The sequence below is a fragment of the Paenibacillus marchantiae genome, from assembly GCF_028771845.1.
Lineage (GTDB): Bacteria > Bacillota > Bacilli > Paenibacillales > Paenibacillaceae > Paenibacillus > Paenibacillus marchantiae.
Genome location: NZ_CP118270.1, coordinates 3454748 through 3469636, shown reverse-complemented (window position 1 = coordinate 3469636; position 14889 = coordinate 3454748). Strand labels below are relative to the sequence as shown.

Annotated in this window: 10 protein-coding genes; all 10 read right to left on the bottom strand. The window is 47.3% G+C overall.

Features of this window, described 5'->3' with window-relative positions; all coding sequences use genetic code 11:
• Window positions 1-28: 28 nt before the first annotated feature.
• Window positions 29-919, bottom strand: a complete 891-nt coding sequence (locus PTQ21_RS15920; protein ID WP_062321959.1) for an ABC transporter permease — start codon at window positions 917-919, stop codon at window positions 29-31.
• Window positions 920-1166: 247 nt separating this feature from the next.
• The gene (locus PTQ21_RS15915) at window positions 1167-2873 is read right to left on the bottom strand and encodes a type 2 periplasmic-binding domain-containing protein (protein ID WP_420800366.1); all 1707 of its coding nucleotides are present in this window, start codon (window positions 2871-2873) and stop codon (window positions 1167-1169) included.
• Between the two features lie 103 nt (window positions 2874-2976).
• The gene (locus PTQ21_RS15910) at window positions 2977-4599 is read right to left on the bottom strand and encodes a response regulator (RefSeq protein ID WP_090949028.1); all 1623 of its coding nucleotides are present in this window, start codon (window positions 4597-4599) and stop codon (window positions 2977-2979) included.
• Between the two features lie 89 nt (window positions 4600-4688).
• Window positions 4689-6434 carry a sensor histidine kinase gene (locus PTQ21_RS15905; protein ID WP_274570415.1) on the bottom strand — a complete coding sequence of 582 codons (1746 nt, stop codon included), beginning with the start codon at window positions 6432-6434 and terminating at the stop codon, window positions 4689-4691.
• 330 nt (window positions 6435-6764) lie between these two features.
• Entirely contained in the window at window positions 6765-7463 is a 699-nt protein-coding gene (locus PTQ21_RS15900) for a hypothetical protein (protein ID WP_063564730.1), read from the bottom strand.
• 122 nt (window positions 7464-7585) lie between these two features.
• Window positions 7586-9112, bottom strand: coding sequence for an ABC transporter substrate-binding protein (locus PTQ21_RS15895; protein ID WP_063564731.1), 1527 nt, complete (start codon window positions 9110-9112; stop codon window positions 7586-7588).
• A 182-nt stretch (window positions 9113-9294) separates the two neighbouring features.
• On the bottom strand, window positions 9295-10203 hold the full coding sequence (locus PTQ21_RS15890) for a carbohydrate ABC transporter permease (RefSeq protein ID WP_053783705.1): 909 nt from the start codon (window positions 10201-10203) through the stop codon (window positions 9295-9297).
• A gap of 17 nt (window positions 10204-10220) precedes the next feature.
• Window positions 10221-11207 (bottom strand): ABC transporter permease, encoded by a 987-nt coding sequence (locus tag PTQ21_RS15885; RefSeq protein ID WP_064639152.1) that lies wholly within the window; start codon window positions 11205-11207, stop codon window positions 10221-10223.
• Between the two features lie 174 nt (window positions 11208-11381).
• Window positions 11382-13001 carry a response regulator transcription factor gene (locus tag PTQ21_RS15880; protein ID WP_179132123.1) on the bottom strand — a complete coding sequence of 540 codons (1620 nt, stop codon included), beginning with the start codon at window positions 12999-13001 and terminating at the stop codon, window positions 11382-11384.
• Window positions 12976-14775, bottom strand: coding sequence for a sensor histidine kinase (locus PTQ21_RS15875; protein WP_274570414.1), 1800 nt, complete (start codon window positions 14773-14775; stop codon window positions 12976-12978). The genes PTQ21_RS15880 and PTQ21_RS15875 overlap by 26 nt, the downstream gene beginning before the upstream one ends.
• Window positions 14776-14889 lie beyond the last annotated feature (114 nt).

Here is a 14889-nt window from a genome sequence, read left to right as displayed (position 1 = left end):
GTGGTCCCTTCTTTCTCTGTTCATTCGATTAGAATATGCGGTATCCGGCGTATTTTTTGGCTAAGCTGTATGATACAAGGATCAAGACCATGCTGATGACCGATTTAAATAATCCAATTGCGGTCGCGAAGCCCATCTCTCCGTTTTCCAGCGCCGAGCGATAAACGAATGTATCAATAATGTCGCCCGTTTGATATACGAGCGGGTTGTACAGATTGAAAATCTGATCGAACCCAGCGTTAAGCACGTTACCCAGTGCCAGTGTTCCAACCACCATCAGCATCGGTACAAGAGACGGGATGGTAATATGCAGTGTCTGTTTCCAGCGACCCGCTCCGTCAATCTCTGCTGCTTCATACAGCGCTGGGTTAATGCCGGCAAGGGCAGCCAAGAAGACAATCATGTTATAGCCGAATTCTTTCCACACATCCGTTAGAATGATCGTCGGTCGGAACCAGCTGTTATCTCCAAGGAAGAAATATGGCCCAAGTCCGAATGTTCCGAGTACCCGGTTCACCAGTCCTCCGGTGGATAACAGATCAATCAGAATTCCGCCCAGGATAACCCAAGACAAGAAGTGAGGCAGATACACCAAGGTTTGGATCGTTCGCTGGATCGCCATCTTGCGAACTTCATTCAACAAAATCGCGAACACAAACGGGACAAACAAGTTAAAAATGAGTTTGAGTACAGCAATGATCAGAGTATTCCATATGACTTGCAGGCTGTCTTCACGTTCAAACAAATATCTAAAATTATCTAGCCCGACCCACTCCGAGCCGCTGATGCCGAGCCATGGTTTGTAGTTCTGAAATGCCATAACGATTCCGCCCATAGGCACATAGCTGAATATGATCAAAAAGATGATGGCTGGCAGCAGCATTACGTGAAATGGCCAAGTTCGTTTTAAAGTTCTCATGATTGCTCCCCCTGTAATTCTTCCTACTCAAGTGCTCCCTGAGCGGCTTATACTGCGATTATATCAACCGTTTGCATAGGTCAAACAGCACATAAAAGCAATATAAATGGCACAAAAGCAACCAGTTTGGACTCGCTGTCATTCCAGTCATTCATCCACTGCTGACCCGCACCTCCCCGAGGCAAATCAGGCTCTCATAACGACAAAAAAGCGCACAGACCTGGTTGGTCTGCACGCTGCTGTATCCTTATTTTTTCACACTGTCATACCATTCGTTGACCTCTTGTGTGATTTGGTCACCGCCACCCGATTTCCACGTTTGTACAAATGTATCGAACGCATCTACCGGATTTTTGCCATAAATAATTTCATTGAAGGCTTGATTCTCAATTTTGTTCAGGTAGTCCAGCTTGGATTTCATTGTCGCTGTTGTAGGACCTGTGAACATGTTTTTGTAGGAGATTTCTTCCTGACTGAGCAACACTTTCGCTGCGGCAGGGGTCTCTTTACCGTAGTTGACAGCAACATCCTTCTCAAGCTTCGTCTCAGGCTCTTTGCCATCTGCCAGATTGAGCAGGGCTTTCATCTGAGCATCGGGAATACGGGCGCCGTCACGAACGAGCAAATAACGTACAACGTTCACATATCCGCCTTCAATTTGGTCAATCGGCAATTGTTTGCCATTGGCATCCAATTGATAGTCATACTTTGCAAATAGACCGTTATCATACTGGCTACCCGGTGCCGGGTCTGCATAATTGTCGAACAGGTAGTTCTCATACGTGAAGAACGCTTCAGGGTGCTCCATGTCTTTCTTGATCAGAATGACGCCGTTAACAAACTGTGTACCATGACGCATAGCTTTGCCTTCTGGACCGGTCGGGATTTCAATCGGTTTCCAAACGGCACTTGGCACATTTTTCACCGTATCCAGAAGCGGCCATCCACTCATCCAGTATGGACCTGGAATAATACCGGCTGTACCTGCCACTGCTGGCTCGGCTGTTTTGTTTTCATCCCACAATGCTGCTTCCTGCGGGATGTAACCTTTTTTGAGCCATTCGCTCAATTTGGTCAGACCTTGCTTCATGCCAGGATTGATGGAACCATACTCCAGCTTGCCGTCTTCAGCTACATTCCATTGGAACGGCAATGTTCCGTATGCACCAAAGATCCAGGATGGATCTCCCATCCATGTGTTCATGGATGTTTTGAAACCAATGCTGAGCGGAATGACCTTATCTGGAGCTAAGCCATCCGGATTTTGATTTTTGAACGCATCCATGACTTTTTCCAGTTCATCGATTGTTTTTGGCGCCTCCAGATTCAGCTTGTCCAGCCAGTCCTGGCGAATCCACAGCAGGTAATCATTGTTGTACGCATAGTCAAGTACGGGAATACCCATTCTTTTGCCGTCACGGCTATACTGGTTCCATACATTGGGATCCTGCTCCATCGCTTTTTTCCATGTGTCGGAAGCGTATTTGTCGAACAGCGGACCCGCTTCCTGGTACATGCCAGAATCAATCAGATCCTGTGCAAGCAGGTTGTCCCCTACCATTACCACTTCAGGCATCTCCTGACCGGATGACATAGCAAGACGAAGTTTTGTCGCGAATGCGTTGTTCGTATCCGTCACAGACCACAAGGATTTGATGTCGATGCCGAATTGATCTTTAGCCCACTTGGTTGCTACGTTATTTTCCATCGATTCGCCATTTTTGAATTTTAGCTCAGGATCAATTCCCCATGCCGTTGTAATCGTTACTGCAGGATCATATTTTTCTTTGTATTCGTTTTCAATAGCTGGCGTAATTGATGCCTCGCTATCTCCTCCGCTATTTCCTCCTGTACAGCCTGCAAGGACGCCGGTCAGACACACCGCCGTTGCGAGAAGCGACAGTAATCTCTTTTTCGTGGATTTCGCTCTCAATGTTGTTCCCCCTTCAATCATTTTGGTTACCCTTTCATTATAGGCCTGCCGGGTCTTTCAGCCTATGTCACGAAAACAAGATTTCTGCACCTTTGGCAACCTATATCTTGGAATGATGTTGAAATTATGCCTGATCCCGATATTCATTCGGTGTCATGCCGTAATGTTTTTTGAACATTTTGCTGAAATATTGCGGATTTTGGTACCCAAGTTCACTGGTAATCTCGTATATCTTTTTGTTGGTGTTTTTGAGCAAATACAATGCACGCTCCATCCGCATGCGAATCATATAATCGCCCAGCCCCTCACCTGTCTCGGCTTTGTAGATCTTGGACAAATAAACGGGATGCAAATACACCTTGTCTGCGATCATCTTCACGGATAGATCCTGTCCTGCGTCTCTGGTTACCATCTCCTGAACCTGCTTGATGACGTGTCTGCGACTCTGCACGCCTTCCTGATCCGACAGCTCCTCCTGCAACTTGGCAAGCATCTCAGTCGCCCAGCGGCGAAGCTTGTCAGGTGATTGAATCAACTGATGTGCCAATAGCAGATCAAATCCCGCATGATCAATCTCATGTACGAGATGCCCCTGCTTGTGCGCAATGTACATAAAAGCATTCGTTACTGACAAATACATCTCATATACATGCTCTCTGGAGAGACATACACGGTCCGCTGCATCAAAGACAGCATTCAGTTTACGTGCCGCAGCCTCCCACTGTTTGGTTTCAAGCAATTGAGGCAGAACGGGTGGCTTATAGAGCTCTTCAAGCGCTTGAGCCGCATCGTTCTCCGGTCGTTTGGACAGCTCTTTATCCATGTAAATGATTGTATTTTCCTCTGGACCCGATAGTACGAGTGATCCCAAACCTTTACGATAAGCGGTTGTCAGATCGGCAAATTGAAACGGTGCAGTAACCACCATGGATAGATCACCTTGCAGATATCGAATGACATGCTCGCGGAAAGTTCCAACTGGCTGTTTCAGTTCTTCCACATTGGTCTGAGCAGGCTCTGTCCAGTCCTGACTCTGTATCATCATGACCAAACTCTCATGAGGACCTCGTCCAAACCATACGTTGAATTGGGGACCAAACACCTCTTCGGCAATATTGCCAACCGCAAACTCCATCAAATCCAGTGATTGCTGGTCCATTGCCGAGAACCTGCCTGTAAGGCGAATTAGCATCATAACTGCCGGTTGATCCGGCTGAAGCACAATCTCATACTTCTCAAGCTGTTCACCCAGTGCCCGTGCTGTAATCTCGCGGCCCAATAACAAATCGTGCATCAGATTCTCCCGCAAAATTTTATAATCTGACTTCCGGCTATATAACAACCGATGGTATTTATCAAATTCATCCCAATCATCCCGAAGGGACGTGATGGCAGCGGAGACCGAAGCCATGAATTCCTCATCGTTCACTGGCTTGAGAATATAATCGGCAGCTTGCAGCTGAATTGCTTTTTTGGCATATTGAAAATCACTATGCCCGGTCAGCAGAATACAGCGGATATGCGCCCATCGACTGCTTACCTCCTCCACCAGTTCCAGCCCGGACATGCCCGGCATTCGAATATCGGTCACCACAAGGTCCACTGCATTCTCTTCCAAGATCTGCAGCGCCTCCTTGCCAGATGCTGCACGCAAAACCGTCGTAACCCCGAGCTCGCCCCAAGGAATGGTCAATTCTAGACTTTCAGTTACATACGTTTCATCATCCACCAGTAAAATATCAATCAAGACAGTCACTCCCTATCTGCTTCGTTATGCAATGCATTCTTTCTATAGTTCTAATTCTGTGGTCATATGGCGTCTCTATTTCTATCCTTCTATTCAATAAGATGTTTTTCGTCAGTAGGCCAGGACAAGGTAACACGCAGCCCACCAAGCGGTGATTCCGTGACGCTTATTCCCGCCTGCTCCCCATACCTGAGCTGAAGACGCTGGTTAACGTTCCACAACCCACATCCCATCTCTTGGTCCATACCGCCTGTGAGTTTGTGGAGCAGCATCTGCCGGGCCAAGTCATCCATACCTTGCCCGTCGTCATCTACGGTAAGAATCATCATGCCATTTCTCTGTTCTCCGGACACCCGTATTTCCCCAGCTTCGGCATCGGCTTCAATTCCATGAATGACCGCATTTTCCACCAGTGGCTGTACGATTAGAGGAGGCACCTCTTGCCTCAAGAGCTCTTCCGATAAGTCAATTTTGAAACGTATTCGGTCCATACGCATCTGCTGAATCTCCAGATAACAGGTGACGAACTCAATTTCCTCTGTGAGCGGTACCACATCACGCTCCTGCCTCGTCGTATACCGATAGTATCGGGACAGATTATGCGACATGGCAACGACGGCATCGACACGCTTCAGCTTGGCCATGCTCGTAATGAATGAGAAACAATTATAGAAAAAGTGTGGATTAATCTGCGATTGCAGCTGTTTCAGCCGGGCTTCACGCACATGAATCTGTTCCAGGTACACGTGTTCAAACAACTGCTGAATCTGCGCCACCATGGAGTTAAATCGTTCGGACAAAAAGCTGAATTCATTGCGTCCTTTGGGTGTAATTCGGACTGAATAATCCTCCTGCTTCAATCGTTGGAATCCACGAATCAACTGTTTGACAGGGACTTGGACCTGTACATATAACAGATAGGCTACGGCAAAGCTCATCAATAGCAGACAGATCATTGCGGAATAAAACAATATATTGGATTGATGAATCGGCTTCAGAATAGCTGATAGTGGCATGTAATCGACCAGATACCAGCCGGTCGTGCTGGACTTTACCGTATTAACCATATAAGGCTCGCCGTTAATGACTACCGTCCGGTTATCCACATCCTTAAGCTTATCAATGGCGAGCTTGTCCATGAGCTGACCTGTCAGGGCACGATCCGAGGTGCGGTTATAGATGACCCCCGTCTCTTCCCGGTAATAAAATGGATCATGGCGACCATCGTCCTTGAATTTGTCCAACATATCTCGAATGTTGTCACTGTCGAATTCTAGCTTAATCACGGTTTGCGCATTGGCTGCGGGATCGCTAATGCCGTACGGAGATACGGTGATCCAGCTGAAGATGAATTTATCATCTTCCCCTTCCTGAGTCTTTCGAACATTCCATCCGGAAGATATGTTGCCTCTCAGCGTCTGCTGATCATAATAGCCAGCATCTCTTTCAGAGATGACTCTGCCCAGCGTCGGCGAATAGAGGTACAGTTTCGTTGTCCAGTTGGATGAACTCTCCTGGATGCTCAGCTTGTTCTGAATACGTTTAACCAAATTGATCGTATCCAGATCGAAATATTTACTGTCGGCGTAGATCCGCCGGAAGCTCGCAATATCAGGATCATGGATGAGCAGATTCGGCCACGAGGATAACAACTCGATGTGTGTGTTCACTTGATTTTGAAAAAATTCCAGTTGGTTACTGTTGGAGCGATTGAGTTCATCCCGCAGAACTGCTGTCGTTTTATGGTTGGAATACCAGTACAGCAGCACGACTGGAACCAGCATAATTAGAATTAAAATGACCATTTTGGAAAATAGATTCGTCCGGTATGACATCTGCTTACCTCACCTTGCCTTCATTTGTCAGTGAATCTAATTTTAACGATGAAAGCGTTAAACATAAACTATTTTTTCTGGGCGAATCCGCTCCACAGCTCATCTGTTATTCCTGACTTAATCTCTTTAAAGAGAGTCTCTATATATCGTAAGCGTTACCATATACATACATAAAGGTGACAAAACCAACTTTTCTGCACTAATTGCAACTTCCACGCAAAAAAGAGCTGGCAACCGCCAGCTCCTTTCTAAACACTATATATTGATTAATTTCTTCTAATTCGCAATGCTCTTCTTATGTATTCATTCTATCTTGCTAACGCAAAATCATTATGGAATATCGTAGTCAAACACAGTGTTCTCTCCATCTACGGCGACATCCATTACAATATCGGTTAGCTTTCCTTTGACTTGCAGCGGAGAGGCAGCCAAACCGGAAAACGCCAGTTGACCTTTAAATGTTCCATGCGGCTCAATCTCTATATGCACAGGCTTCAGCTGGACAGATTGCAGGGATTCATAGAGCGGATCATCCTGGTGTTTGTAACTGCGGGCCAAGTCAGGCAAAAGCACAGCTGCTACAGGCTCTCTGGTGTAATTTTTGAGTGTCAGGTCACAGTTTACTCGTGTAATGCCATTTTCCAGTACATCATAGGTACAGGAGCTATCGTTTTGGACATAGGAAACACCATTGATACCGGATGCCCCCCATTTGGCTACATACATCAATTTATCCGTCATGTAGGAATAACTGAGAACAATAGCGAGAACGATCAGCCAGAGCCGTTTGGCCAGAACCGGATATAATGGCATGATTTCTTTGCGTGTAAGATAGTAGCTGCACGCTAATATACCCATTCCAAAAAATAACGTGATATGCACACCACTTACATAGGATGTGGTATAAGGCGACATGCCTATGGCAGACAACATCGTGTCCCCCACAGAGAAACCGAGGTGATGCTTAAACGTAAAAATGATGCCAAACAGCAATAACATCGCAGAGAACACAAGTCTGGTTCTCGACACACGAACACCCCCTAATCAACCACCTGATTATATCATATATTTCCTTATTATGGTTTACGATCCAAATAAAAAAAGACGCTCCGGTTTTTAACCGAAAACGTCTTTGGTTTTGCAACTCAATTCTACTTTTTCGACAGGAATGCGTCGAGCTGTTCTTGTTTAGCTGCAATGATTTTATCAATACCTGCGGCTTTCAGCTTCTCCAGATATTTCGGGATCATCTCGTTCGGATCTACTGCACCCGAGGTCATACCCGGTTTGAACTGTTTGTTCACGTTGTTGACCGCAGCAATTTCGTTTTTGACGGATTGGCTATTGAACGTAAAGCCCAGTGCAGGTGACTTAACGCCTTTGGCATTAAACTCCTTGAACTTTTCCCATTTCTGCGGATCTTCATTATCCCAGAGATAGTTCAGGAACTGGTTACCTAGCTGCCATTGTGCACCAGGATTATATGTGCGACTGTTCGCATCTACACCTTCCGGCAAGGTAATAATGTTGTCCTGGCCGTCTTTCTTCACATAATGTGTGCCTTCAATTCCGAAGTTGAGCAGGTTGTTGATTTCTTTGTCGGAATGCAGCAGGTTAATGACTTGCATCGCCTTCTCCGGCTGCTCAGAGGAACGGGAGATCGCCAGCATCGCACCGGAAGCATCTCCGGTTGTAATCGTAGGCTGTGTCATCTCAATCTGGGTCAGTGGATATCCGACATACCCTTCTTCTTCCTTATCCTTGCCCGGCTTCATGCCATCGGTCCACAGGAAGGCCTTGCCTGCCTTCGCCTGATCTTTCGGGAATACATTGGAAGTTGCTGCATCACTGTTAATGTATCCAGCCTGATACCACTTGCGTGCAAGCTCAGCCGCTTCCTTGAATTCAGGGGTCTCCACTTCATTCAGTACCGTCGTTGTACCCGCTGTTTTGGAGATGACGCCTGGAACGGATGCATCACCAAGATAATCCCAGTCCAGATTTTCTAACAGCCCGTTACCATTGGTATTGGACATATAGAATGGAGTGATGCCTGGTTCGTTTTCCTTGATTGTTTTGAGCAGCGGCTCCAGGTCAGCCCATGTTTTTACTGCGGTCAGATCGAGCTTGTATTTGTCAGCCAGATCTTTGCGTACGAGTACACCACGCGTCGCTGCCAGCTCCTTGTTGGTAGGAACGCCATAGTTTACGCCATCCACCTGAGAACCTTCCAGAAAGGCTGGATCGAGATTTTTCTTGATATCCTGCCCATACTTGTCAAGTAGATCATTGAGCGGCAAGAAAGCTCCTTTTGCCACATTGACCGTATAATTTTGCCAAGCCGCTGTGAAAATAATGTCTGATTTTTCGCCGGAAGAGATCATAAGATTCAGCTTGTTATCCCACTGACCCCAGTCGATCGCATTAATCTTGAGTGTTGCCCCAATCTTTGGCTCCATCTTTTTGTTGATCTCGGCTTCCACCAGAGCTACATCTTTCTGTGGTGTCCCTGGATAATACAACGTCACTTCATAGGGCTTGCCCCCAGTCTCCGCTCCACCTCCACCCTGTGCTTCCGGTGTTGTTCCGCCTTTGTCTGATGAGCAACCTGCCAGCACCAGGCTCAGCGCCATAACTGCTGCCGCGAAACGCGGCCATACCTTAAACGTTCTAACCAAGTGAACCCCTCCCGTCATATGTTGGACCCTGCAACCGATTGCCCCAATTCGCAATGTTCCCCAATCTGCAAAAGTCCGTTCGCTTACCGGCCCTCCGGCGTGTCTGTACTCGCTGCTTTTTGTATATGCCCTCTCAGGTCCATCTTCAATTATCCGTTGCCCTCTCCGCTAACCGGCCGGAGTTACCCCTTCACTGCGCCTACGGTCAGGCCTTTGATGAAATACCGCTGGAAGAATGGATATGCCAGTACGATTGGACCAATACCGACTACAGCCATCGCCATCTGCAGTGTTTTATTCGGCAGATTCAGCAACCCGCCCTGGGAGGAAATCTGTGAAGAGACATTGGAGTTGGATGTTAAATATTGAATATCGAGCAGCGTCCGGTACATAAGGTACTGAAGACTGATCGTCCGGTTATCAGATATAAAAATCATGCTGAGATACCAGTCGTTCCAGTAATTCAATGTGCTGAACAGTGCAACAGTCGCCATCACCGGAAGGGAGAGCGGAAGCACGATACGTGTAAACGTTCTCAATTCACCCGCTCCATCAATCCGTGCCGATTCAAGAATCGATACCGGAATGGAATTGGCGAAGAACGTACGCATGACCAGCACGAAGAACGGTGACAACAGCAGCGGCATGATCAGTGCCAGAATCGAGTTTTTCAAATCCAGTACGTTCACATAGACGAGATACCACGGGACCAGACCGCCATTGAACAGCATGGTGAAAAAGATGAAAAAGGCGAACCACCCACGATACGGCAAATCTCTTCGGGAAAGCGGATATGCGTACAATGCAGTCAGTGCAACACTCGTTATTGTACCTATCACGGTTACGATAATTGAAATGCCATAGGAATGGATGATCTGATCCATGTCCTTGAACAGAAACTCATAGGCAGTCAGGCTAAACTTCTCCGGAATCAGCTTATACCCGTTCGCAATGACCGTCGTCTCGTCCGAGAATGAGATCGCGAAGACAAGCAGGATCGGCACGATGCAGGCAATGGCATAGAATATAAACATAGCGTGTATGATAGACGCGGAACGCCGCGACACGGCTAATGGATCACGTGATTTCACAGCTGGCTTGCCTCCTCTCAAAATAATGCATTATCTTTGTCCATTCTCCTAACGATGGTATTGGATACGAGAACAAGTACAAATCCGACAACAGCCTGATACAGCCCGGCTGCCGAGGACATCCCGATATCGCCTCCAATAAGGAAGGTTCGGTACACATAAGTATCCAGAACGTTCGTAACCGGGAACAATGCGCCCGATTCCAGCGGAACCTGGTAGAACAGACTGAAATCCGCGTAGAAAATACGACCGATCTGCAGCAATGTCATAATCACGATCAGCGGTACGAGAAACGGAACGGTAATGAAGCGAATCTGATGCCACTTGCTTGCGCCATCCAGCACGGCTGCTTCATAATATTCCTCATCGATGCCTACCACTGCTGCCAGATAAATGACGGCATAATAACCGATATTCTTCCATGTGTTCACCAGTGGCAAAATGTACGGCCAATACTTGGGCTCCGAATACCAGTCAATTGGTTGTCCGCCAAAGAGCTGAAGAATCGTTGAGTTCATGAAGCCCGAATCCTTGCCGAGAAACGCGAGCACCAGATAGCTGACTACAATCATCGACAGAAAATACGGAAGCAGCATGAGTGACTGATACAATTTGGACATCGCCTTGTTCTTCACTTCATTCAACAAAATCGCAAGCCCTACACCTACAAATAAATTCAGCGCAATAAATACCGTGTTATAGGCGAGCGTATTACGTGTGATCTCCCAAGCATCGCTGGTGGAGAACAAATACTTGAAATTATCCCAGCCGCTCCACGGGCTGCCCCAAATACCGTCGGCATAGTTTACATTTTTGAATGCAATCAGAACGCCGAACATCGGCATATAGTTGTTCACCAGCAGAAACAGAATGCCTGGCACAAACATGAGATACAAAACCTTGAATTTACCTAGATTGTACAGGACAGACTTTCGTTTTCGAACCGATATGTCCCTTCCATCCGATAGACGTGCTGCCTTACCCGCCTGGGGTTGTGTCTTCATAACTTGTTCTCCCTCACTCCTCTTGAATTTCATCCTCAGGATGAAACACCGCTGTGTCTCCTGTGGTTCAAGTATACGGCGGGGCGTTCAGGACCAATATCTGCTGTGGTGACCTGTTCACTGATCAAATTATGACTTTAGGGCACAAAAAAACAAAAGACGCAGCATGCTGCGTCAAATCTGTACCGTTCGAGACTGTTTGCGAAACTCCTGTGGGGTAATGCCCGTGCACTTTTTGAACATTTTCGTAAAATGAGAGTAATTGTAGTAACCGACCTTGCCTGCGATATCCGTCACTTTCACAGTAGACTGGGACAATAATGTCTTCGCTTTGGCTACTCTGCGCTGGAGAATAAATTCGGAAAGCGACATGCCTTTTTCTTTACGAAAAAGGCGGGATAGATAGGCCGGATTAAATCCGGCAAAGGATGCAAGTTCTTCTCGCATCAGCTCTTCACCAATATGATTTTCAATGTAAATGCATAACTGGTCCACAATCGTCATTGGACTGTGATCGTCCGGATACAATACCGGGATGGCACGACTAATCAGATCTGATGTCCACTGTTTCAGTTGGGGCAGCGAACGTGTCACAACGTTTTCTTCCGGCTCCCGTTCTCCGGGATACAGGCTGCGTACAGATACATTTTTCTGATGCAGCAACGGGTAGATTACATGCAGCATCGCATGATAATACAAGCGCAGAATTTCCGGTGACAAACGCTCCTGTGAAGCCAGTAATTCAAAGATTTCGTCCACACGCTCGCGCAGGTCGTCAAACTTTCCCGTTTCGAACAGGATGGACAGCTCGGAGAACCACGGTATTGGCAGAAAACGATCCTCCGTATCTCGGCCCACCTCGTCATAGATAAAGACCCCTTCAAGCTCGTTGATATTGCGACGCTCCATGTCCATCAGCTCATTCAGCATCCCCTGTAAATCTGTAACTGCTACCGGGACTCCGACGTAACAGGACAATCGGCAATAAAAGTAGGTACCGCACTCCTGAATATAACTCTGACATCCTTGTGCCATTTCACTCGCCGTAGGTATGATACCGTCCTGTTCGTATGCAAGCACAATATTTAGTCCACTGTGATCCTGAAACACTTCCCCAGGTTTGTCACCAAGCAGCATTTCCTTGGCAGCATTGCGGAGCGCATATTCCAGCACCTCCTCGTCACGCAGATCGAAGTCTCGCACCCATTCTTCGACGGAAATGACAATCGGCAACACGCACACGTGCGGATCAATCTCGGCTCCATAGACCTCGGCCAGCTCCTGCAGCTTTTGCTGGGTTAAGGTTACGCGCTGTGAGATGGCGTCTTTCCAGAAACGCTCGATCAACAGTGGTTTATGCGTTTGCCAGCGTTTGTACACCGTCTCATATACTTCATTGGTGCGGGAACGCTTCTCGTCATCCTTGATTTTGTCCATTGCCTGGCTCACAACCTTGAGCAGCTGGTCTGCGGGAGCAGGCTTCAGCACATAATCGAAGCTGTTCAGCTTGATTGCCGTCTGGGCATAATCGAACAGGGCATGACCTGTAAGAAAAATCGTCTGCATGCCGGGATCATGCTTTAACACCCAGCTCTGCAGATCCAGTCCCGTTTCACCCGGCATCTCAATATCACAGATCATAATATCAATGGGATGGGCTCTCATCAGCATTCTCGCTTCTTCCGCATCACCAGCACTGAATACCTGGTCAATTCCGGCCAGGCTCCAGTCCACCCCTTCCACCATCGCTTGCAGGGCGTATACTTCATCATCCACGATCAACAGGTTCCGCATAGGCTCTCCCTTCTTCTTCTTCCGTCTGGGCCGGCATATGAATATGAACTGCTGCCCCTCCTTCAGTCTGATTACTGAACTGCAATCCGGCATGTTCGCCGTACTTTACAAGCAGCCGATGAATAACGTTCCAGATGCCAATGTGCTGTCCACCCGGATCTTCGGCGTATTGCCCCTGTTGCAGGCGCTCCAGTATGTCTTGCTCAAATCCAACACCGTTATCTGTAATTGAAAGTTGAAGAACCGAAGACGGTTCAGGATCAGATAACGTTTTCGACTTCCATGCTCTTATGCAAATAACAAAAGGCTCTTTGCGCCGCTGGAAGCCATGAATAATGGCGTTCTCCACAAAAGGCTGAATCGTTAAAGGCGGCAGCACATAATGCCCCAGATCCGGTCCGACATCCAGAACGAAATCCAGCTTGTTTGGAAACCGCAGCTTCTGGATCTCCAAATAATGACTGATATGTTCCAATTCTTCATCCAATCGAATAACACGTTTGCCTGCACGCAGGCTGAACCTGAAATAATCTGCCAGATGCCCCGCCATCTGCTGCACCAGCTCATGCTTTTGCAACGAAGCCAGGCTATGAATGATATTCAATGAATTCAGGTAAAAGTGAGGATTAATCTGCATCTGCAATTGTTTAAACTCTGCTTCTCTTGTGCGCAATTGTTCCTCATACACATCTATCTTCAGATGCTGGATCTCACTTGTCATCTGATTGAAGCTGTGTGTGACAAACTCCAGTTCAGATGAAGACGGCGTCTCAAGCCTCACATCAAGTTCTCCTCGGCTGACCCTCCTCATCCCACGTATGAGCACATTCATCGGACGGAACAGGAGCTGCCTGAGAAAAATCATAGCTGTTATTAGGATGACTGCTGCACCAATCGGAAGCAGGCGAATGATCTGCTGAAAAAATGGCAGGTTTCGCATCATATCCTCCTCGGGCAGCAGGACAATATAATTCATCCCAGACATGGCTGAGGCAATGCCAAGCATCAGATACTGACGTGCACTGCCTGTGGACGTTACTTCAGAGATCACCTGGTACGGATTATTTAATCCCGTGATATGGGCTGCGGCCAATTTGATTTGTGCCGAGTTCAGAGCTGAATCGGACAGTGCCCCGCCATCTGCTCCCACGATGACTGCGCCTCCCCGGTCACCGGACTCCGTGAATTGCTCGGGGTGATTCAGTGCATTCATGTCCACCAGCGCCCCCGCATAGAACTGGGCGTTGATCCGCACCGTTTTGACCAAGGCATTCCATGTGCCTCCCCGAACGATGCTCCACTCTGGCTTCTGGATTTCCCCCTCCAGCTGCTGCATCTGGACCGGCATGCTCTCCTGCACAATCGACATTTTGACATCATAATTGCCCGAGGTAGCGAGTAACAGATCGTCATTCACGGCATCGTACAGAAAAAATGAATCGATCAGATTATAAAATCCGATATCGGTCATGAATTTGTTCATAATACGCTGTTTGGCAATAATATAATCGCCGCTGCCGTATTTGAGAAAAAACAGGGAGATAATGTCCGGGTCTCGCTCACCCAGACTGTATAAATACCGATTGGTCTCCTGCAGCACACGCTCGTTCTGCTCCACACTCTTCGCAAGATGATTCATATTGGTGAGAGACACTTGATCACGTACAACTTTCATGGCATATACGTTGTTGTAATATAGCAGCATGAATAGTGGCATCATGATCAATGTCAGACCCACGATAAACTTAAAGCGCAATGAACGGATGAAGTTCATGAATTCCCGCCCTTTTGTCTAATCTAGATTTCAGTTCTTTTGCACATTGTTGTAACCGCTGTCAAGATCAAGCGATTTCTCCTGTTTTTTTGATGCTCCACCACTGTATTTCTT

Excerpts from the sequence above, each read along its gene's own strand:
- PTQ21_RS15920 (WP_062321959.1), bottom strand. The coding sequence starts at position 919 with ATGAGAACTTTAAAACGAACTTGGCCATTTCACGTAATGCTGCTGCCA.
- PTQ21_RS15915 (WP_420800366.1), bottom strand. The coding sequence starts at position 2,873 with ATGATTGAAGGGGGAACAACATTGAGAGCGAAATCCACGAAAAAGAGA.
- PTQ21_RS15905 (WP_274570415.1), bottom strand. The coding sequence starts at position 6,434 with ATGTCATACCGGACGAATCTATTTTCCAAAATGGTCATTTTAATTCTA.
- PTQ21_RS15885 (WP_064639152.1), bottom strand. The coding sequence starts at position 11,207 with ATGAAGACACAACCCCAGGCGGGTAAGGCAGCACGTCTATCGGATGGA.
- PTQ21_RS15880 (WP_179132123.1), bottom strand. The coding sequence starts at position 13,001 with ATGCGGAACCTGTTGATCGTGGATGATGAAGTATACGCCCTGCAAGCG.
- PTQ21_RS15875 (WP_274570414.1), bottom strand. The coding sequence starts at position 14,775 with ATGAACTTCATCCGTTCATTGCGCTTTAAGTTTATCGTGGGTCTGACA.